General features: G+C 68.2%; 16 protein-coding genes and 1 pseudogene. 8 read left to right on the top strand and 9 right to left on the bottom strand.

Annotated features, from left to right (window positions below):
• Nucleotides 1-89: 89 nt before the first annotated feature.
• From AZH51_RS05510 to pcrA, 3 genes and pseudogenes are all read right to left on the bottom strand, one after another.
• Complete coding sequence (locus AZH51_RS05510) at nt 90-1,322, bottom strand: hypothetical protein (RefSeq protein WP_291522178.1); 1,233 nt, start codon at nt 1,320-1,322, stop codon at nt 90-92.
• 462 nt (nt 1,323-1,784) lie between these two features.
• Nucleotides 1,785-2,479 (bottom strand): annotated as a pseudogene (locus tag AZH51_RS18705) (transposase).
• A gap of 53 nt (nt 2,480-2,532) precedes the next feature.
• Complete coding sequence (gene pcrA, locus AZH51_RS05525; RefSeq protein WP_291522180.1) at nt 2,533-4,920, bottom strand: DNA helicase PcrA; 2,388 nt, start codon at nt 4,918-4,920, stop codon at nt 2,533-2,535.
• Nucleotides 4,921-4,998: 78 nt separating this feature from the next.
• On the opposite strand from pcrA, the gene AZH51_RS05530 reads away from it, so the two are divergent.
• The 4 genes from AZH51_RS05530 to AZH51_RS05545 all read left to right on the top strand — a co-directional run bounded on the left by AZH51_RS05530 (nt 4,999) and on the right by AZH51_RS05545 (nt 9,326).
• On the top strand, nt 4,999-6,348 hold the full coding sequence (locus tag AZH51_RS05530; protein ID WP_291522182.1) for a serine hydrolase: 1,350 nt from the start codon (nt 4,999-5,001) through the stop codon (nt 6,346-6,348).
• A 7-nt stretch (nt 6,349-6,355) separates the two neighbouring features.
• A complete protein-coding gene (locus AZH51_RS05535; RefSeq protein WP_291522184.1) occupies nt 6,356-7,009 on the top strand; it encodes a DedA family protein in 654 nt (217 codons plus the stop codon).
• Between the two features lie 48 nt (nt 7,010-7,057).
• Nucleotides 7,058-8,569, top strand: a complete 1,512-nt coding sequence (locus AZH51_RS05540) for a molybdopterin-dependent oxidoreductase (RefSeq protein WP_291522186.1) — start codon at nt 7,058-7,060, stop codon at nt 8,567-8,569.
• A 67-nt stretch (nt 8,570-8,636) separates the two neighbouring features.
• Complete coding sequence (locus AZH51_RS05545) at nt 8,637-9,326, top strand: fasciclin domain-containing protein (protein ID WP_291522188.1); 690 nt, start codon at nt 8,637-8,639, stop codon at nt 9,324-9,326.
• 144 nt (nt 9,327-9,470) lie between these two features.
• On the opposite strand, the gene AZH51_RS05550 is transcribed toward AZH51_RS05545, so the two are convergent.
• Nucleotides 9,471-10,628, bottom strand: coding sequence for a glycosyltransferase family 4 protein (locus AZH51_RS05550; RefSeq protein WP_291522190.1), 1,158 nt, complete (start codon nt 10,626-10,628; stop codon nt 9,471-9,473).
• 19 nt (nt 10,629-10,647) lie between these two features.
• Between AZH51_RS05550 and AZH51_RS05555 the strand changes: the two genes are divergently transcribed.
• Both AZH51_RS05555 and AZH51_RS05560 read left to right on the top strand, forming a co-directional pair.
• Nucleotides 10,648-11,481 (top strand): PIG-L deacetylase family protein, encoded by an 834-nt coding sequence (locus AZH51_RS05555; RefSeq protein ID WP_291522191.1) that lies wholly within the window; start codon nt 10,648-10,650, stop codon nt 11,479-11,481.
• Nucleotides 11,478-12,620: a lysylphosphatidylglycerol synthase transmembrane domain-containing protein gene (locus tag AZH51_RS05560; RefSeq protein WP_291522193.1), complete on the top strand. Its 1,143-nt coding sequence runs from the start codon at nt 11,478-11,480 to the stop codon at nt 12,618-12,620. The genes AZH51_RS05555 and AZH51_RS05560 overlap by 4 nt, the downstream gene beginning before the upstream one ends.
• On the opposite strand, the gene AZH51_RS05565 is transcribed toward AZH51_RS05560, so the two are convergent.
• The 5 genes from AZH51_RS05565 to AZH51_RS05585 are packed head-to-tail and all read right to left on the bottom strand — an operon-like array spanning nt 12,617 to nt 17,026.
• On the bottom strand, nt 12,617-13,417 hold the full coding sequence (locus AZH51_RS05565; RefSeq protein WP_291522195.1) for a phosphatase PAP2 family protein: 801 nt from the start codon (nt 13,415-13,417) through the stop codon (nt 12,617-12,619). The genes AZH51_RS05560 and AZH51_RS05565 overlap by 4 nt on opposite strands.
• Nucleotides 13,414-14,271: a phosphatase PAP2 family protein gene (locus AZH51_RS05570; RefSeq protein WP_291522197.1), complete on the bottom strand. Its 858-nt coding sequence runs from the start codon at nt 14,269-14,271 to the stop codon at nt 13,414-13,416. Before AZH51_RS05570 ends, AZH51_RS05565 begins: the two co-directional genes overlap by 4 nt.
• A gap of 46 nt (nt 14,272-14,317) precedes the next feature.
• The gene (gene guaA, locus AZH51_RS05575; protein WP_291522198.1) at nt 14,318-15,892 is read right to left on the bottom strand and encodes a glutamine-hydrolyzing GMP synthase; all 1,575 of its coding nucleotides are present in this window, start codon (nt 15,890-15,892) and stop codon (nt 14,318-14,320) included.
• The gene (locus AZH51_RS05580; RefSeq protein WP_291522201.1) at nt 15,889-16,260 is read right to left on the bottom strand and encodes a DUF3817 domain-containing protein; all 372 of its coding nucleotides are present in this window, start codon (nt 16,258-16,260) and stop codon (nt 15,889-15,891) included. Before AZH51_RS05580 ends, guaA begins: the two co-directional genes overlap by 4 nt.
• Nucleotides 16,247-17,026, bottom strand: a complete 780-nt coding sequence (locus tag AZH51_RS05585) for an SURF1 family protein (protein WP_291522203.1) — start codon at nt 17,024-17,026, stop codon at nt 16,247-16,249. The genes AZH51_RS05580 and AZH51_RS05585 overlap by 14 nt, the downstream gene beginning before the upstream one ends.
• Before the next feature lie 205 nt (nt 17,027-17,231).
• Between AZH51_RS05585 and AZH51_RS05590 the strand changes: the two genes are divergently transcribed.
• Complete coding sequence (locus AZH51_RS05590; RefSeq protein WP_291522205.1) at nt 17,232-18,959, top strand: ABC transporter ATP-binding protein; 1,728 nt, start codon at nt 17,232-17,234, stop codon at nt 18,957-18,959.
• Nucleotides 18,959-20,710: an ABC transporter ATP-binding protein gene (locus tag AZH51_RS05595; RefSeq protein ID WP_291522340.1), complete on the top strand. Its 1,752-nt coding sequence runs from the start codon at nt 18,959-18,961 to the stop codon at nt 20,708-20,710. Before AZH51_RS05590 ends, AZH51_RS05595 begins: the two co-directional genes overlap by 1 nt.
• The last annotated feature ends 4 nt before the right edge of the window (nt 20,711-20,714 follow it).

Below are 20,714 nucleotides of genomic sequence, written 5' to 3' on the forward strand. Positions count from 1 at the left end.
CCTCGGTCGCCGACACTGTCACCAACTCACGCGCTTGCTCATCAGACATGACGCGATCTTCCTTCCAGACCCCACCTCCGGCAGGGACCTCACGCCACGCCACTTACACAAAGTTCCGGACAGACCCGCTTCGCGACCGCGGTACCGGTCAGATTGTTCCCGGAGGTGTAGTTCAACACTGACGCGGTCGGCCGTGCCTGGTCACTGGGGTAGGCGGTCATGAAACCCCCGGCGTTGTTGTGGGCTTCGGTCAATGACACCACCACCGCGACAACATTCTTGCTGTTGGGCACGACAATGGTGGAGTTCACGGTTGCGCCACGCCCCGGCACCGAGATAGTCGACCCGGGCGTCATTTTAGCTTGCTTAGCGTTCAACCCGGTCGAGGTGGCCAGGATGCGGGTCGGGGTAACTGGCACGAAGTAGTCCTGCGCGTCATTATCCGGGGTCAAGTAATACCCCTCCACATCCACGATCACGTGCGTGGTGCCCGCGTTGTTGTAGATGTTTAGTTTGCCGTCACTGGTCAAACCAGTTTGTACCATCGCTCCCGCATCCTGACCCGAGGCAATATTCACCACCGATGTCGACGGCGCCGAGCCAGCGCCCCACGCCCGCAGGAATGAGGTCGCCGACGCCTGCGCACCGGTGATGTTCACCACCACCGCCGATACCCCGGCGGTCGGAATACCGCCCTGGCCCGTGACCTGCACCGCACGGGTCTCTCCCGCCGCCCACTTCGCCGCTGAGGTGCCCGTCCCGTACCGAGAATCGACGATCCGGGTCGGTGTCAACGGCACGAACGTGCCCCCAGCACTCGTGGCTTGGTTGTTGTCGTAATACCCGTTGATGTCAACGATCAGGTGGGCCGAACCCGTGTTGTTGAAAATGGAGACCTGCCCGTTCGCGCCGACAGGGACGATCACCGCGTTCGAAACACTGACCCCGGCCGGCACGTCCAGCTGAGACACCGCCGGCTTCGTCGCGCCCGCCGCCCACGCCGTGAACCAGGTGTCCGCAGTCGCACCCGTTCCACCGATAGTCAGCGAAACCGCCGACACCCCTGAGGTCGGAACACCGGCAATACCACTCACCGTCACATTACGGGTCTCACCCGCCGCCAACGCCCCGCCCGACGAACGAGTGTCCATCAACCGGGTCGAGGTGACCGGGATGTACTCCCCGGCCGCGACCGGGGTGTCCGCGTCCGCGTGCGGCGGAGCCACACAATCCAAGCCGACGACAGCAGCCATCACCATCAGCATTGCGAACGACAACCACCGCATCGACCAAGCGCGCATTCCCCGAAGCCCTTCAGTCACGCCCGGCCACCACACGGCAGCAACTCAGGCAGCACACAACCTGGCAGTAACCTGGCCCCACTCTGAGGCTGCGCGGACTCACGGCGTGTCGGCGCCAACCCCAACAGTCGACCGAAGCCAGTCGTCAATCTGTTAGCGGAGTACATCGCAAATTGCCTGTGCAGCAACGAAATCGAGCGACCGTAACGATCCGCGCAATGTGACTCGACACCGTCTCCACCTCACGAAACAAACCAGCACCGGACGACCGTTCCCGACATATTGGTAGGTGGTGTTCAGGTCGCGCCCAGGAAGACGGAGCCCGAACCCACCGGAGCCTTCAATCCCGGGGCTATCCGAAAATCAGCTTTCCAGACCTCATGGTTAGTCCTGCCCTGCGGTGGGCCAGTGGCCCTCGAAGACCGACGCGAACACGTTCAGTGCCGGCTGCCGTCGCATGGTCCATGTGCCTGTCCCCGTAGGCTAGGAATAGCGTGCACTGCTCCCAGGCGTTGTCTCAAGCCTGATCAGCCCGGGGTAACGCTGCCCCCACCCGTCGGCGAACTTGTCGAACTCGGCCCTGGCCGCTGCCGCGGCGGTGTACACGAGCTTCAACTCCCGGGCGATCTGGTCCCAGTACTTACGGGAGGTCGGCCGAAAACTGTTGCGCAGCAGTTGAATGACACGGGTCTGCACGATCGCACCAAGCCAGGTTGGCTCCACGACCTTGGGTTGGCCCATGAGTCCGTCGCAGACCACGGACATCGCGTCGGTGACGCCGCAGTTCTTCAGCTCGGTCAGCACCGCCAGCCAATACTTGGCGCCTTCGCCATCACCAGGGGTGCCGGCCCACAGCTCCAGCACGTGCTTGCACCCATCGACACTGACCCCGATCGCAGCGTAGAACGGGCGGCTAGCGACCTGACCTCACGGACCTTGACCACGATCGCGTCGATGAAGATCGAAGCGTAGATCGCATCCAACGGGCGGGCTGACCACTCGGTCGTCTCTTCGCTGACCTCGTCAGTGATCTGGGCAATCGTGTCCTTGGACACTGAGGCACCCTAGATCTCTTCCAGGCGAGAGCTGATCTCCCCGGTCGTCAGGCCCTTGGCGGTCAGTGAGAGCACCAACGCATCGACACTCGCCATTTTCCGATGGTGCTCGGGCACGATCATCGGCTCGAACGTGCCCGCCCAATCCCGCGGGACGGCGACCCTGGTCGAGATGCTCAAAGCTTCTCGACGGGGGCGTACCGCAGCAGCAGTCGCTTCACCCCGGTGTCGCCACCGAAGTCGATGTGCGCCATCGCGCGCTCGCCCTGGCCCTCCACGCGGATCACGGTGCCCACGCCGAAACTGTCGTGGGTGACCTTGTCACCGGCGTCCAGCGAGATGACCGGCCGGTTGCCCGGCGAGCGCACGCCGGGCCGGGCGGCGAGCCGGGCCACCGCCGGAGTCGACGACGGACGCGAACCAGTGGTCTCGATGCGTTGCCAGTCGATGAGCGACGACGGAATCTCTGAAAGGAAACGCGACGGCGGGTTGTACTGCGGCGATCCCCACGCCGAGCGGACCTGTGCTCGGGAGATGTGCAGGCGCTCGCGGGCCCGGGTGATGCCGACGTAGGCCAACCGGCGCTCCTCGGCCAACTCGTCCTTGTCGCCCAGCGACCGCATATGCGGGAACGTGCCGTCCTCCAGCCCGGTGAGGAAGACCACCGGGAACTCCAGCCCCTTGGCGGTGTGCAACGTCATCAACGTGACGACACCGCGGTCCTCCTGGTCGTCGGCCGGGATCTCGTCGGTGTCAGCGACCAGCGACACCTGCTCCAAGAAGTCCTCAAGTGGGGCGCCAGGATAGTTGGAGTCGAATTCACCTGCGACAGCTACCAGTTCGGCGAGGTTCTCGATCCGGCTCTCATCCTGCGGATCGGGACTCTTGCGCAGTTCGGCCAGATAGCCGCTCTGGTCGAGGATCGCTTCCAGCAGGTCGCTGACCCCGGCGCCGCTCTCGCGGACCTTCTGCAGTGACTCCAGGAGGGCGGTGAACGCCGAGATGGCCGCGACCGAGCGCGTCGCGATTCCGGGCGCATCGGCGGCGCGGCCGAGCGCGGCGATGAACGGAATCCGCTCACGGTCCGCGAGCGCCGCGACAGCGCCCTCGGCACGGTCGCCGATCCCCCGCTTGGGCACGTTGAGGATGCGCCGCAGGTTGACCGTGTCGGTCGGATTCGAGATGACCCGCAGGTAGGCCAGTGCGTCCTTGACCTCACGCCGCTCGTAGAAGCGGGTGCCACCAACCACCTTGTAGGGCAGGCCAACTCGGACGAAGACTTCCTCTAGAGCACGCGACTGCGCGTTGGTGCGGTAGAACACCGCGACGTCACCGGGTCGCACGCCCGCCTCGTCACCCAGCTCGTCGATGGTGCGCGCCACGAAGGACGCCTCGTCGTGCTCGGAGTCCCCGACGTAACCGACGATCAGAGAGCCGTCGCCGGCCTCGCTCCACAAGTTCTTCGGGCGACGCTTGTCGTTGCCCGCGATCACGGCGTTCGCAGCTTGCAGAATGTTCTGGGTCGAGCGGTAATTCTGCTCCAGCAGAACGGTTTTCGCGTCCGGGTAGTCCTGCTCGAACTCCTCGATGTTGCGAATCGTGGCACCGCGGAAGGCGTAAATGGACTGGTCGGCGTCACCGACGACGCACAACTCCGCCGGAGGCAACTCGCCCAGCGCAGCATCGGACACGTGCGCCGACACCAGCTCGCGGATCAGGACGTACTGGGCGTGGTTGGTGTCCTGGTACTCATCAACCAGCACGTGCTGGAACCGTCGCCGGTAGTGCTCGGCGACGTCCGGGAAGGCCTGCAGCAGATTGACCACCGTCATGATCAGGTCGTCGAAGTCGAGCGCGTTGGCCTGCCGCAGTCGGCGCTGGTAGGCGGTGTAGGCCTGGGCCAGCATCCGCTCCTGGTGGGTGCCCTCGCTGACCTGACCGGCGTAGGTCTCCTCGTCGATCAACTCGTTCTTGAGGTTGCTGACCTGGTGGCTGAACGACCGCGGCGGGTAGCGCTTGGGGTCCAGGTCCAGATCGCGCACGACCATCGCCATCAGTCGCTGGCTGTCGGCCGCGTCGTAGATCGAGAAGCTGGACTTCAAACCGAGCTTGCCGGCCTCCCGGCGCAGGATCCGCACGCACGCGGAGTGGAAGGTCGAGACCCACATTGCTTTGGCGGCCGGCCCGACCAGTGCTTCGACGCGCTCGCGCATCTCGGCGGCCGCCTTGTTGGTGAAGGTGATCGCCAGGATCTGCCCGGGCTGCGCGTGGCGTTCGGCCAGCAGATAGGCGATCCGGTGTGCCAGCACCCGCGTCTTGCCCGAGCCCGCACCGGCGATGATCAACAGCGGGCCGCCGTGATGCACGACGGCCTCCCGCTGTTGCGGATTGAGACCTGCCAGCAACTCCTCACCGCGGGTCTGCTGCGGCTGGGCCGGTTCGGGCGCCGGGCCGCCGGTGCGCGCCCAGTCCGGCACGCCGCGGTCGTCCACCCCGGTGGGTCGTGGGGAGGCCTGGGTGCCACTGAATCCGGGCAGGGGAAGGTCGTCGAAAAGGCTGCTCATGTCATCTCCCAGGGTACGGCGAGCCGCCGACAACTCCGTGGTTCGGCAGGGTCCGGCGGGGTTTGGGAGGATGCCCCGGTGACCGAGGAACTCTCCCCCGCCGCCCGGGCGGCGCTGACCGCCCGCATCGCCCGCGCCCAACACTGCGACCGAGCCCCGTCAGTGGTGGCCGGGGTGCGCACAACCACCGGGTTGGGATGGACGGGCGCCGTGGGAGACCTGGACGCCGCCGGTACGCCGGCCGGTCCGGACACGGCGTACCGGATCGGCTCGATCACCAAGACGTTCACGGCGGTCCTGGTGATGCAATTGGTCGCCGAGGGGCGGGCCGACCTGACCGACCCCATCACCGCCCGCCTGCCGGAACTGACCGACCTGCCGGACGTCAGCGTGCAGGCGCTGCTGACCCATGGCGCCGGCCTGTACGCCGAGACGGACGGACCGTGGTGGGAACGGTCCGCGGGACTCACCTGGGAGCAACTGATCCCCAGCATCCGCCAGGCGCACATCCCGGCATCCCGGTTCCACTACACGAATGTGGGATTCGCGGTGCTCGGGCAACTCGTGGCCCGGCTGCGCGGGCAGGACTGGCGCCAGGTGTTGCAGGAGCGGATCCTGGACCCGCTGGGGCTGGAGCACACGACGTACGACCGTCCGGCCACCGGTGCGCACGGTCTCGCGGTGCATCCCTATGCCGACCTGGTGCACGCCGAACCCGCGGGCGACACCGGGGCCATGGCCCCGGCGGGTCAGTTGTGGTCGACGGTCGATGACCTGCTCACCTTCGGCCAGTTCCTGGTCCGCGGTGATGCGCAGGTGCTGCCCGAGCAGTTCCGCGAGCGGATGCTGATCCCGACCCTGGTCGACGACGAACCGGGCGAGCGCTGGACGCGTGCCTACGGCCTCGGCGTCGATGTGACCAACCTGGGGACGGCCCGTTACGTCGGGCACGGTGGCTCGATGCCCGGTTTCCAGTCCGCGTTGCGCGCCGATCCCGAATCCGGTGATTGTGCTGTGCTGCTGATGAATTCGACCGCCGGCGTCGACCTGAGCGCGACGGAGCTCATCACTGAACTACGCCGCTACGTGCCGCTGATCCCACCTGCGTGGCAGCCTGCGGGTGAGCACACGGCGGATCTGGATCTCACCGGCACGTGGTTCTGGGGGCCGCGCCCGCACGTCGCAACACTGCACGGAGCCGACCTGATCCTGACACCGGTGGGCTCCGGGCGCGGCGCCCGCTTCGTGCGCCTCGCGCAGGACCGCTGGCTCGGACAGGACGGTTACTTCGCCGGCGAGCCACTGCAGGTGCACGCGCGAGGCGAGCAGTCGGCGTACCTCGATGTTGGTAGTTTCCGTTTCACGCGCACGCCGTACGATCCGGCCAGCGACATTCCCGGCGGAGTCGACGACGCCGGCTGGCACTAGGAGAACCATGGAGCACTTCCTCACCACGATCCCGGTGTGGCTGGTCTACATCGTCGTCGGCGTGGTCGTGATGATCGAGAGCTTCGGCATCCCGGTGCCCGGCGAGATCGTGCTGGTCACCGCGGCGCTGATGTCGTCCAAGCACGAGTTGGCGGTCTCGCCGCACTCGGTGGCGATCGCCGGCGTGCTGGGGGCCGTGATCGGTGACTCGATCGGTTACTGGGTCGGGCGGGAGTACGGCTTCAAGATCTTCGACGTCCTCAAACGCCGGTTCCCCGCGCACTTCAACGACGACACCATCGCCTACGCCGAGCACGTTTTCGACCGGTACGGCATGTGGGCGGTGTTCTTCGGCCGGTTCGTGGCGTTGTTGCGGATCTTCGCCGGGCCGCTGTCCGGTGCGCTCAAAATGCACTACCCACGGTTCCTGATCGCCAACGTCGCCGGCGCGATCTGCTGGGCGGGCGGCACCACCTACGCCGTGTACTACCTGGGCAGGGCCGCGGAGAAATACCTGAGTACTTTCTCGTACGTCGCCCTCGGCATCGCCGTCGTCGTCGCCTTCGGCGCGGGCAAGTTCATGGGGAACGCGATCGACCGCAAGATCGAGGCGTACGCCGAGCAGCGGCGGGCCGAGGGAACCCACCCCGACGTGGCCTGACGGTAACCCGGCGCCCATCCGGCGCCGCCCCTGCGCCGAACCACGGGTATGTCCCGTCGTCGCGCCGCCCTTGCCGGAGTCCTCGCCGCTGCGGTCGCGATGGGGTTGGCCCATCTCCTCGCGGCGGTCCTCAATCCGGCCACCTCGCCGGTCCTGATCATCGGTTCAGCAGTCATCGACCGCACGCCAACCGCCCTGAAGGACTGGGCGATCGAGCACTTCGGCACCAACGACAAGACGGTCCTGCTCGCCTCGGTCGTCGCCGGGACCGTCGTGCTGGCAGCGATCAGTGGGCTGCTGGCGCGGCGGCGACTGGTCTACGGGATCGTGGTGCAGCTGCTGCTGGTGGCCACGGCCGCGGCCGCCACTCTGGAACGTCCGACAGGCTCGTGGCGCGACCTCGCGCCCGCCCTGCTCGCAGCGATCGCCGGACCGCTGGCGCTGACCGGACTGTTCAGGCTGGGCCGGTCCGGCCCCGACGGCTACCCCTCGGGCGCGAACACCCGGCGGGCGTTCCTCGCCGGATCCGGTGCCATCGCGGTCGCTGCCGTCGGGTCCGCCGCCCTGGGCCAGAAGCTTGGTGCTGCAACGGATCCCAGCAACCTCGCACTTCCCAAGGCGCGAAGCCCGCTGCCGGCGTTACCCACCGGCCTGGAGAAGACCTACCGGGACATCACTCCCCTGCGCACCCCCAACGGCGCGTTCTACCGCGTTGACACCGCACTCGCCGTACCCAATCTGGACCGGGACTCCTGGACCCTCACGGTGGAGGGCGACGTCGAGCGGCCGTTCACGATCGACTACCGCGAGCTGATCGGGATGGATCTGATCGAACGCGACATCACGATGACCTGCGTCAGCAACGAGGTCGGCGGCGGTTACGTCGGCGCCGCGCGCTGGCTGGGCGTGCGCACCAAGGACCTGCTGGACCGGGCGGGGGTGAAGGATCCGGGCAAGCCCCAGGCCCAGGTGTTCAGTACGGCGACCGACGGCTTCACGATCAGCACCCCGCTGAGTGCCCTGCTGGACGAGCGGGAAGCACTGCTGGCCATCGGCATGAACGGTGCACCGCTACCTCGCACGCACGGGTTCCCCGCGCGGCTGATCACGCCCGGCCTCTACGGGATGCTGGGCGGCACCAAGTGGGTGACGAAGCTGCGCGTCACGACGTACGGCGACGCGAAAGCCTATTGGACACAGCGGGGTTGGACGACCGACGGCCCGATCAAACCCTCCGCCCGGATCGACACCCCGGCATCCCTGGCCACCGTCAAGGGGCGCACCGTCGTCGGCGGCGTTGCCTGGGCGCAGCGGCACGGGGTCGTGAAGGTGCAGTTGAAGATCGACGAAAAGCCCTGGCAGGACTGCACGTTGGGCCCCGACGTCGGCGTCGACTTCTGGCGGCAGTGGTACTTCATCTGGGACGTCCCCGGCACCGGCCAGCACACGCTGCAGGCCCGGGTCATCTACGGCGACGACCAGACCCAGACCGCCGACCGGGCACCGGTTTTCCCGAGCGGCTCCAGCGGGATCCAGCAACTCGTCGTCATCGGCGGGTGATCGACCCATCCACTCCGGCATCCACAGCGAACCACCACACACCACATCCCTCCAGGAAGGCACGCTCATGAAGACTCGCTCCACGTTCACGCTTGCGGCCGCTGCGCTGGTCATGCCGATGGCCCTGGCGGCCTGCGGCTCCTCCAGCTCCGACAGCGGTTCGTCCGCCGCCTCACCGATGGCGACGAGCTCCTCGTCGGCCCCGATGACCTCGGAGTCGTCCTCACCGATGAGCTCCATGGGTTCGTCGTCGATGGGGTCCAGCTCGGCCGCCAACGCGATGGCGCCCTTCGGTGCCGGCTGCGCCAAGGTCCCGGCCTCCGGTAAGGGCTCGTTCAGCGGGATGACCTCCGACCCGGTCGCGACCGCTGCGTCGAACAACCCGTTGCTGTCGACCCTGGTCACCGCGGTCAAGAAGGCCGGCCTGGTGGACACGCTGAACAACGCCAAGGCCCTCACGGTCTTCGCGCCGACCAACGACGCCTTCGCCAAGATCCCGGCGGCCGACCTGAACAAGTTGCTGGCCGACAAGGCGGCACTGACCAAGGTGCTGACCGGCCACGTGATCGGCGAGAAGCTCGACCCGATGGCCGTCGTGGGCGATCACAAGTCGCTCGCCGGGTCGATGGTCAAGGTCACCGGCGCCGCGCCCGACCTCAAGGTCGACGGCACCGCCTCGGTGGTCTGCGGCAACGTGCAGACCGCCAACGCGACCGTCTACATCGTCGACACGGTGCTGCCGGGCTCGATGGGCTGACGCTCAACCCAGCACCCACGCTCTGTCCCCAAGACTTTTGGAACGGGATTCACCCGAATCCGTGGATTCGACGTGGATCCCGTTCCAAAAGTGGGGGCAGACCAACGGGGCAAGGTCCCCTGGGGGTGCGGTCGACGCCCGGGATCAGGCGCCGGCCCGGCGATACTCCTCGAGCGCTGCGCGTACGACGTCCGGCCAGTCACACGCGGGCGCGGACGTCTGGTTGGTGAGAGTGATCTCCCGCAGCAACGCCGTGTCGCCCGCCAACCGCACAATTCCCTTGCTCAGATCGGCGGTTGTGGGGCCGGTCAGCACCCCGTTCACGCCATCCGTGACGAATTCGCTGACCCCACTCATCGCCGGCGCCACGACCGGCAACCCCGCGGTCCGTGCCTCCAGCGCCGCGATCCCGAAGGCTTCCAACCGGGCGGGCGCGACATACAGGTCGCTATCCAGGTAGCGGGTTCGCAACTCCTCCCGCGTCACCCGGCCGGGCAGATCCAGCCAGCCCTCGCCGTACCGTGCAGCCTCGCGCAGCACCCGCGAGCGCAACGGCCCATCGCCCAGGATCGTCAGCCGCAGGTCCACGCCCCGCCCCGCCAACGCAGAACGCGCCGCACCCACCGCCGCCACCAACTCCACCGGTCGCTTCCGGGTGGCCAGCCGCATCGCCGAGACCACCTCGACCACTGAACCGCCGGGCACTCGCAACGGCCCTGACGGCGCCCACGTAGCCACCGAAATCCCGTTGGGTAAGACGGCGATCGGGGTCTGGGACAGCCCGGCCAACGGCGCCGCCGCAACCGACGACACCGCCGACAACGCCGCGCCGCGCCGCGACCAACGCCGCACATACCCCGCCGCCTGCACCACGAACCGGAACCGGTCCTGCACGCAGTGCCACGTCACAGCGGTCGGCATACCGAGGCCCAGCGCGACCCGCGTGCTGTCCATCGCGAACGGACTCACCACGCCCATCGCGACGTGCGCGACATCGAAATCGCCCAGGACACAGCGCAATTCGCGCGGAGCAAACGGGTTCACGGGCAGATCCCCCGGCAGCGGGATCGCCGACCGGTGTACCTGCACGCCGTCGATCAGCTCCGAGCCGTGCCGGGTCCCATCGGCGCCCCGGGTCGCGGTGAATGCGTGCACTTCGTGTCCGGCGGCCACCAGATGCCGGCCCAGATCGTGCATCTGCACCTCGATGCCACCCAGCCGCGGCAGGTAGCAGTCGGTGAGCAACGCGACCTTCACGTCGCACAACAGTAATGGCCACGCCGGGCGACCCTTCAGGCTCATCGCAGCAGCACAGGGCAGGATGGGGGCCATGTCGGTCGCCGTGTTCTTCCACGCGCACCCGGATGACGAAGCTCTGCTCACCTCGGGCACGATGGCCAAAGCGGCCGCGGCGGGTCACCGGGTGGTGCTTGTCGTCGCCACCGACGGCGCCCTCGGCCTGACCAGCAGCGCGTACGGCGATCCCGCCGAACTCGCGAAAACCCGCCTGGCCGAGGTGCAGGCCAGCGCCGACGCGCTCGGGGTCGCCCGCGTCGTCAACCTCGGGTACGCCGATTCCGGGCTTGGCCCGGTGACTCACCTCGACGGGACGGGCAGGACCCGATTCTCCGACGCGGACGTCGACGAAGCGGCCGGGAAGCTGGCAGACATCCTGCGCGAGGAGCACGCCGACGTCTTCACCAGCTACGACCCCACCGGCGGCTACGGCCACCCCGACCATGTCCAGGTCCATCACGTGGGGACCAGGGCAGCCGAACTGACCGGCATCCCCATGCTCGAAGCCACCGTGCCCCGCGATCTGCTGGTCAAGGGCATCAACCTGGCCGCGAAGTTCTACAAGTTCCCGCCCGAGTTCGACATCGACTCCTACCGTCGCGCCTATTCGGCGAAGGAACAGATCACCCATCGCATCGACGTACGTCACCAGATCAGCGCCAAACGCGCCTCGATGCGCGCCCACGCCTCCCAGGCAGTTGCCGACGGCGGTGCGGATCGCACGCTGGCGGCATTCCTGCGGATCCCCCGGCCGATCTACGACCTGGTCTTCGGACGCGAGTGGTACGTCGACCCGCGGCACACCGGCCCGGTGAGCCATGACATCTTCCAAGTCACGACCCAGGAGGTCCGCCGATGACGACGGACGATTCGCAGCCGGACGCAATCGCGGCGGAGGTCCTTGAGGACGACACGCCGCACATGCCCAAGCCGACGTGGCGCACCGTCCTCTCGGCGATGGCGGGCATCAGCCTGGCCGCGGTGTTGATCATCTGGGTGCTGCCCTGGGTGGGTGGCGTGACCTGGCACGAGATCTTCGATGCCTTCCGCGGGATCGGCTGGCTGACCTGTCTGGAGCTCTTCGGCCTGGTCGTGCTGGGCCTGTGGTGCTACACCTTCACGCTGACCGGGTCCCTGCCGGGTCTGTCGCACGTGCGCGCCCTGATCATGAACGTGTCAGGCTCGGCGGCCGGCAACCTGCTGCCCGGCGGTGGCGCCGCCGGTGTCGCGACGACCTACCTGATGGCCCGGTCGTGGGGTTTCGTGCGCCGCGAGATCTCCACCTCGATCATCGTCTCCGGCGTCTGGAACGTGCTGGCGCGGGTGGCGTTGCCGTTGCTGGGTATTGCCGCCTTGTCGCTCAGCGAGGACGCCCTCCCCAAGGCAGTACGGCGCGCAGCGTGGTGGGGCGGGATCAGCGGGCTGCTGCTGCTGACGGCGTTCATCGCGATCCTGGTCAGCCCGAAGCTGACGATGGTCGTCGCCGGTTGGCTGGACCGCTGGATCGCCCCGCTCTTCGGGCGCCTGCGGCGCGGCAAGAAGAAGGGTCAGGTCCCGGCCCTCGGCGAGTTGGTTGTCGACCAGCGGGCCCGGATGGCCAGTGTGACCCGGACCGGCTGGCTGCCGATGACCCTGGGCCTGGTCGGGTTCATGGGCGTCTACTTCATCCTGTTCTGGCGGGTGTTCAACGCCCTCGGGGTCAACCTGCCCTGGGTGAACCTCTTCGCGGCCTACGCCATCGGCCGGTTGCTCACCGCGGTCGGCGTGACCCCCGGCGGCGTCGGAATCACCGAGACCGGCACCCTGGCGGTGCTGAAGGCGTGGGGAGCCGACCCCGCCGCCGCAGCCGCCGGTGTGTTGGTGTTCGGGTTCTTCACCCACATCCTGGAGTTGCCGCTGGGCGCCGTCGGCTGGTTGGCCTGGTGGAAGTCACCCAAGGAGATCCCGATAGATCACACCGACCATCCGGATCATCCCGACCACGTCCCGGCGACCTAGTCCACCTGGTCCAGGGCCGCCACGAACCAGGCCACGACGCCGCCGATCGCGAGCGCCACGAGCAGCCCGGCGAACCGGGACGCCACGAACCAGCCGAGTGCGATATCCGGGAATCCCCGGTACGCCGTGAGCGCGCCTGCCGCCGCCAGCGCGCCCAAGAGCGCGAGACCCCGAGGTTGTAACGCCGGATCCTGTGACCAGCGCGCGACCGGCGTCCGGCGGAACCGGCCGGCCACGGGCGTCAGCGCCAGCAAAACGATCCCGCACCACACCAGACAGACCGCCGCTGCGGCGACGACATCACCCGGCACGTGCCAGGTGCCGATCATCGCGCCGATCGCGGTCCCTGCTCCCAGGAAACCCGCGACCGCCGCCAGCACCGGACGCCACCGCGGACCGGCCACCAGCAGGGCCGCGAGCAGGACCGACAGGACGACCGTGACATGGCCACTGGGCATCGTGTTCTCACCGGTCGCGAGCAGCGCGATCAGATAGCGCTTGAGGATCTGGGTGCTCAGGCTCGCCCCACCGACCAGCACCACTGCCCCGACCGCCAGATCCGGTCGGCGCCGAAACAGTGCCACCACGACGAGCAGCGCCACCACCACGACCACCAGCGGTGAGCGGACGAACGCACCAACTGGCCCGATGACCAGATCGTCATAGGCCCAGGCCAGCATCAGCTTCTGGTCGAGCCTGCGCCCCGCCGCAATCGCGACGCCGCCGAGCGCCAGCACGACGACGCCCGCAGCACCACTGGCGATCATGCCCAGCGGTGACCGGATCGACAGCCTCACGCCAGGGAGCGATCGGCGACGGCCGTCAGCCAGCTGAAGACCAGTCCGACCGCGACCGCGAACACCGCGACGGCCGCCCAGGCGCCCACCAGCGGCAGCCCGGCGCCGATCACGATCCCCCGTTGCCACACCATCACCAGTAGCACGAGGCTCGGCCCGGCCAGCGCCAACGCCGGGGAGACACCGGGCGACCGCACCACGGGCGCCCGATCCTGCAGCGCGGAGATCACGATCAGTGCGACACCGAGCCACGCAGTGCATACGGCCAACGCCGCGACCACATCACCGGGCCGGTGCCACGAGCCGAGGACGGTGGCGATCCCGGCCGCTGCTGACAGACCCGCCGCCACCGGCGCGAGAAACACCCGCCAACCGGTCGGCACCACGATCATCGCGGCCATGCACACCGAGATGGCGACGGTGGTGTGACCACTGGGCAGGGTGTTGGCGCCGGCCTGCGGAAGCCGTTCGAAGACTTCGTATTTCAGGACCTGGGTGGTGACGGTCGCCCCGCCGATGAGGGTTGCCGCACCCACGGCCAGCGACAGCCGCTGACGCACGATCGCCGTAGCGACACAGCCGATCAGGACCAGTGCGACCGACGGCACCGTGATCACCGACAGGTAGTGCGCGGTGGTCATGCGGGTGGCCTCGGTTACCTCCCAGGCCGACATGAGTTGCTCGTCCCAGCGGATCCCGCGGTAGCTGTGCAGGCAATAGCGCACCAGGATCGCGAGCGCCGTCGCAGAAAGAACGATCATCGCCGATCCGTGCACCCACGCCGGCACGGTCAGCCCGCCGCGCGCCGTACGGGCAGCCGAAGCTTCCCGGTCGGCCAGGGCGGAGGCAGTCATACCCTCCAGTGTGACGGGCGGGGCTGGGTGCGCGCTACGCGCCCGATCACTCCCACTCGATCGTGCCCGGTGGCTTGCTGGTCACATCGAGCACGACGCGGTTGACCTCGGCCACCTCGTTGGTGATCCGTCCGGAGATCTTGGCCAGCACCTCGTAGGGCAACCGGGTCCAGTCCGCGGTCATCGCGTCCTCGCTGGAGACCGGGCGCAGAACGATCGGGTGGCCGTAGGTGCGCCCGTCGCCCTGGACACCCACGGAACGTACGTCGGCCAGCAGCACCACGGGGCACTGCCAGATGTCGCGGTCCAGGCCCGCGGCCGTGAGCTCGTGGCGGGCGATGGCGTCGGCGCGGCGCAAAATGTCCAGCCGCTCGGCCGTGACCTCGCCGATGATCCGGATGCCCAGGCCGGGGCCGGGGAACGGTTGGCGGGCGACGATGGCTTCGGGGACGCCGAGTTCGCGACCCACCTGGCGGACCTCGTCCTTGAAGAGCAGCCGCAGCGGCTCAACCAGGGAGAACTGCAGGTCGTCGGGCAGTCCGCCGACGTTGTGGTGGCTCTTGATGTTCGCCGCGCCGGTGCCGCCGCCGGACTCCACGACGTCGGGGTAGAGGGTGCCCTGCACGAGGAACTTCACCGGGTGCTCTTCGTCACCGCGATCGTGCACGATGTCGCGCGCGGCCTGCTCGAAGGTGCGGATGAACTCGCGGCCGATGATCTTGCGCTTGGTCTCCGGGTCGCTGACTCCGGCCAGGGCGGTGAGGAACTGCTCGCGCGCGTCGATGACGACCAGGTCGACGCCGGTGGCCTTCACGAAGTCCTGCTCGACCTGCTCGGCCTCGTTCTCACGGAGCAGTCCGTGATCGACGAAGACACAGGTCAGACGGTCGCCGATTGCCTTCTGCACGAGGGCTGCTGCGACGGAGGAGTCGACACCGCCGGAGAGGGCGCACAGCGCGCGCGCGTCACCGATCTCGGCCTTCGCCTGCGCGACGAGTTCCTCGACCATGTTGGCGGGGGTCCACTCGGCGTTCAGTCGGGCGCCGTGCAGCAGGAAGTTCTCCAGCACCTGCTGGCCGAAGGTGGAGTGCAGCACCTCCGGGTGCCACTGCACGCCGTACAACTGGCGCTCGTTGTCCTCGATCGCGGCCACGTCGGCACCGGGCGAGGTGGCCGTGACGGCCAGTCCCTCGGGGGCCTCGGAGACGGAGTCGCCGTGGCTCATCCAGACCGACTGGGTGTCCGGCTGGCCGTTGAACAGGATGGACTCGGGGCGCACGGTGGCCCGGGTCGCGCCGTACTCGCGCAGTCCGGTCCGCTCGACGGTGCCCCCCAGGGCTTTGACCATGGCCTGGAAGCCGTAGCAGATCCCGAAGACCGGCACGCCGGCCTCCAGCAGCGCCTTGTCCAGGCTCGGCGCGCCCTCGGCGTAGACCGAGGACGGACCCCCGGACAGCACGATCGCGGCCGGTTGTTTGGCCAGCATGTCGGCCACCGGCATGGTGTGCGGCACGACTTCACTGAAGAGGTTGGCCTCGCGGACGCGGCGGGCGATTAGCTGCGCGTACTGCGCACCGAAGTCGACGACGAGGACCGGGTGCTCCTGCAAAGGGGGGGTCACGCGTTAAGTTTACGGGCCTCGATCCCGTCCAGTTCACGCTTCACCGTGCCGCTGACGCGGTGCTCGACGTAGAAGGACAGGAAGGGGACGACACCGGCCAGGATGACCCCGACCATCCTGGGGATGTCCCAGCGCATCTTGAAACCGAGGTTGGCGGTGGCGGCGACGTAGAGGATGAAGAGCAGGCCGTGCGGCTGCGGCCACCAGGCCAGCGCCTCGTTGTGGAAGCCGTAGTGCAGGATCAGTTCGAGGACCAGCAGCAACAGTCCGATACCGACGATCACCGCCATCACCCGGAAGAACGTCAGCGCGGTGCGCGCCTTCGGGACGTCGATCAACTGGATGCGGTCAAGCTCAGACACTGGCATTTCTCTCCTTGGGCTCAGGCACATTCTCCCCCGCGGCACGAAGCGCCTGTTCATCGCGGTAGTCATCGCGCACCATCCGCCACCACATGTAGACCGCGAACGCCGCGAACAGCCACCACTGGATCGCGTAGCCCAGGTTGCGGATCTGCAGGCCGCCGCTGGCCGGTTCCGGTGGCGGGAAGGTCTGGATCGGTGCCGCGGTGGCGTTCGGTTGCTCGCTGGTCGCAAAGATGAACGCGTTGTAGATCTGCCCGCCCCACTGGTTGGCGAAGATCGCCAGGTTGACGCTGCCCACCTGGCCGGCGGGATAGGTGGCGTCGGTGGGCGACTCCCCTGGTGCCAGTTCACCGTCCACGGTCACGGCTTCGGTGCCGGTCGTCGGGGCCGGGGCACTCGGCGTACTCACGAATCCGCGGACCACTGCGATCCGGGCGCCACTGCCGTCGGCGACCAAGGGGGTCACCACCCACCAGCCGTCCTTGCCATCCAGCACGCGGCCAGCGACCAGCACCTGGTGGGCGGGGTCGAAGTGGCCGCTGACCCGGACCGGTCGCAGCGAACCGTCGGCCGGGAAGTCCTGGTGCGGTGCGATGTAGTCCTGCAGGGTGACGCGGGTCTTGTTCGCCTCGTCCTGCATCGCGTCGTGCTCGCCCTTGGTCTCCGCGACGCCGAACTGCCACAGCCCGAGCCAGATGAACGCGATCACCACGACCACCAGTGCGCCCAACCAGCCCAGCCACTGGGGCTTGAGGGCGGTGCGCAACATGGTTTCTAGAGTACGTCGCGCGCTGCGGTCCGCCTCCCTCTCACCTTCGCCCCGATCAACAATCGACGAAACCACCACCAGTCGCGGCCTCCTCGAGCGTAGACACCTCGACTCGTGACGACATCGCCAGAAGTCACGCGCGGCGCTGGCCACCCAAAAAGGATTTGCCCTGACCGGGTCGGGTGCAGGACCGTGGATCTTCGAAATGGAACGACTTCCCTTCGCCGATCCCGGCACTCCCGATCTGCGCGGCCCGTGGCGCTTCCTGGCCCGCATCGGCCGGGGCCAGCTGCGCTCCCAGCTCCTCGGCGCCCTCATGGGCAGCATCTGGATGCTGTGTGCCGCGCTGACCCCAGCGGCTGTCGGGCGCGCCATCGACCAGGGCATCGTCCCCCGCGACGGCGCGGCCCTCATGCGTTGGTCCGCAGTGGTTTTCGCGCTCGCAGTGATCTCCGCTGGGACGGGTGCGCTACGCCATCGGTACGCCGTGGAGAACTGGTTGCGGGCAAGTTTCCGCACCATGCAATGGCTGGGTCACCACGCCGCAGGCACCGGCGCCGCCCTCCCCCGGTCCATGCCGACGGGCAAAGTGGTCGCAACGATCGCCTCCGACGCTCCCAACATCGGTGGGAGTTTCGACGTCGCCAACCGGTTCATCGGCGCGATCGTCTCCTACCTGGTCGTTGCGGTGATCATGCTGATGACCTCCGTCCGGTTGGGCCTGCTGGTCCTGCTGGGCGTCCCCCTGCTGCTGGCCTCGCTGTCCCTGGTCATGAAACCGCTGCAGCGCCGCCAGGCCCAGCAACGCGAGGCGTCCGGCAAGCTCGTCGAGCTCGGCGCCGACACTGTGGCCGGCCTTCGGGTGCTGCGCGGGATCGGTGGCGAGGCCGCCTTCCTGAAGCGGTACCGCGACCAGTCCCAGCTCGTACGCCGCCGCGGCAACCAGGTGGCCGGGTTGCAGTCGACGCTCGACTCGGCCCAGATCCTGCTGCCGGGCCTGTTCACGCTGATCGTGACCTGGGTCGGCGCGCATTCGGTGCTGGACGGCGACCTGCAGGTGGGTCAGCTCGTGGCGTTCTACGGGTACGCCGCGTTCCTGGTCCTGCCCCTGCAGACCGCGACCGAGTTCGCCGGCAAGCTGACCCGGGCGCACGTCGCGGCCGGCAAGGTCATCGCGGTCCTGCAGGTGCCCAGCGACTCGGCCGACCATGTCGCCACCAGTGCGCTCGCGCCCGGCCCCGGCGAAGTCCGTGATCCCACGTCCGGATTCACCGCTGCCGCAGGGCAATTCGTGGCCGTGGTGTCTGCGCGGCCCGAGGAGTCGGCAGCGCTGGCCGACCGGTTGGGCCGGTTCGGAGCCCAGCGCACCGACGTGACCATTTCCGGTACGCCGATCGCGGACGTCCCCATCGAATCCGTGCGTGACCGTGTGGTCGTCTCCCAGGTCGATCCCGCACTCTTCACCGGGCGACTTCGCGACGAACTCGATCCGTGGGACCGGGCCAGCGACGCACGCGTCCACGAAGCGCTGCAGGTCGCGAGCGCGCAGGACATCCTGGACGCGCTCGACGACGGCCTGGACACACCGGTCGAGGAACGTGGTCGTACCTTCTCCGGCGGCCAACGGCAACGCCTCACACTGACCCGGGCCTTACTGTCCGAGGCGGAGATCCTGGTGCTGGTCGAACCGACGAGCGCCGTCGACGCGCACACCGAGGCACGGATCGCCGGTCGGCTGGTCGCCGAACGCGCCGGTCGCACCACCATCGTCATGACGGCCAGTCCGTTGTTGTTGGACCGTGCCGACGAGGTCGTGTTGTTGCAGGACGGTCAGGTGACCACCCGCGGACGGCACGCCGACCTGCTGCGTCTGGACCCGGCGTACCGCCGGGTGGTCGTGCGCGGGGACGACGACGCGGTGGTGGCCTCGTGATGGACACCACGCGCCGTACGTTGCCGATCGCCACCCCGCGCCAGGTGCGCGACCACACGCTGACCCTCATCCGTCAGCACCGCGGCTTCCTGGTCCTGGTCGTCGGACTGCAGGGCCTGGCCGCGCTGGCGGCCCTGGTCACGCCGTGGCTGATGGGTAGGTTGCTCGATGACCTCACCCGCGGCACGACGTACACCACCGTCAACCGGATCGCCCTGGCGTTCCTCGCCGCGGTCCTGGTGCAGACCGTCCTGGTGTGGTTCGCCCGCCGGGCCGCGTTCGTGATGGGCGAGGACGTCTTCGCGGGGCTGCGGGAGCGCTACATCGCGCGCGTCGTCGAGTTGCCGCTGTCGACCGTGGAGCGCGCTGGCACAGGTGATCTCGTCGCGCGCACGACCAATGACGTGGAGGCCCTGGCGTACGTCGTGCGGTACGGCATCCCGTCATTGTTCGTCGGTGCCGTGACGCTGACGTTGACCTTGATCGTCGGCTTCGTGGTGAACCCACTGGTCGCGCTCGCGCTCCTGGTCGGGGTCCCGATGATGGTGCTGACGACGCGCCGCTACCTCCGGCTGGCTCGCGATCGGTATCTGCGGGAACGCGCCAGCTACGCTGTCGGCAACGCCGTTGTCACCGAAACCGTCGAAGGCGCAAGGACATTGGACGCGCTGCGGCTGCAAGAACGCGCCCGCAAACGAATCGACGCAAGCATCGCGGAGATGTTCGACGCGGAGATGGGGACGCTGTCGCTGCGGCTGCGCTGGTTCCCCTCCATCGACCTCGGGGTCCTGGGTCCGGTCGCCGTGGTGCTGCTGTGGGGCGGGTGGCTGGTGTTCCAAGGGCACGCGACCATCGGGCAGGTCACCACGATCGTGCTCTACGCGCAGGCGCTGGCCGGTCCGGTCGATGAGTTGCTGGGCTGGCTGGACGAGATCCAGGTCGGTGCGACCGCACTGTCGCGGGTGATCGGAGTCGAGGAGGTTCCGGCCGACCGGACCGCCTCGGGTGCGGTGCCGACGTCCTCCCGCATGGCCGCGACCGACGTGCGCTATGCCTACCGGACGGGTCGCGATGTGCTGCACGGGGTTTCGCTTGACCTTGTCCCCGGTGAGCGCTTGGCGATGGTCGGTCCCTCCGGTGCTGGCAAGTCGACGTTGGGCCGGTTGCTGGCCGGCATCGACGGACCGCGATCAGGCGCGGTCACGGTCGGCGACGTGCCGCTGGTGGACCTGACGCTGCCCGTCCTGCGTGGTGAGGTCGCGTTGGTGACCCAGGAGCATCACGTGTTCGTGGGCACCCTGCGGGACAACCTGCTGTTGGCGGCGCCCGAAGCAGCCGACGGTCGCCTCTGGTCGGCACTGGATTCGGTGGATGCCTCGGATTGGGCGGGAGCCTTGCCGGACGGTCTCGACACCGTCGTCGGCGCCGGAGGCTACGGGTTGACCGACGCGCAATCACAACAGTTGGCGTTGGCCCGTCTGGTACTGGCCGACCCGCACACCTTGGTGCTGGATGAGGCGACCTCGCTGCTGGACCCCCGGGCCGCGCGCCACCTGGAGCGGTCACTCAACGCGGTGGTCACGGGGCGCACCGTCGTCGCGATCGCGCACCGCTTGCACACGGCCCACGATGCCGACCGGGTGGCCGTCGTCGAGGACGGTCAGATCAGCGAACTCGGTTCGCACGACGAGCTATTGGCGATGGACGGCTCCTACGCCGCGCTCTGGAAAGCCTGGCGCTCGGAGGAGTAGGCCG

It is taken from the genome of Branchiibius sp. NY16-3462-2, assembly GCF_001594145.1.
Classification (GTDB): Bacteria; Actinomycetota; Actinomycetes; order Actinomycetales; family Dermatophilaceae; genus Branchiibius.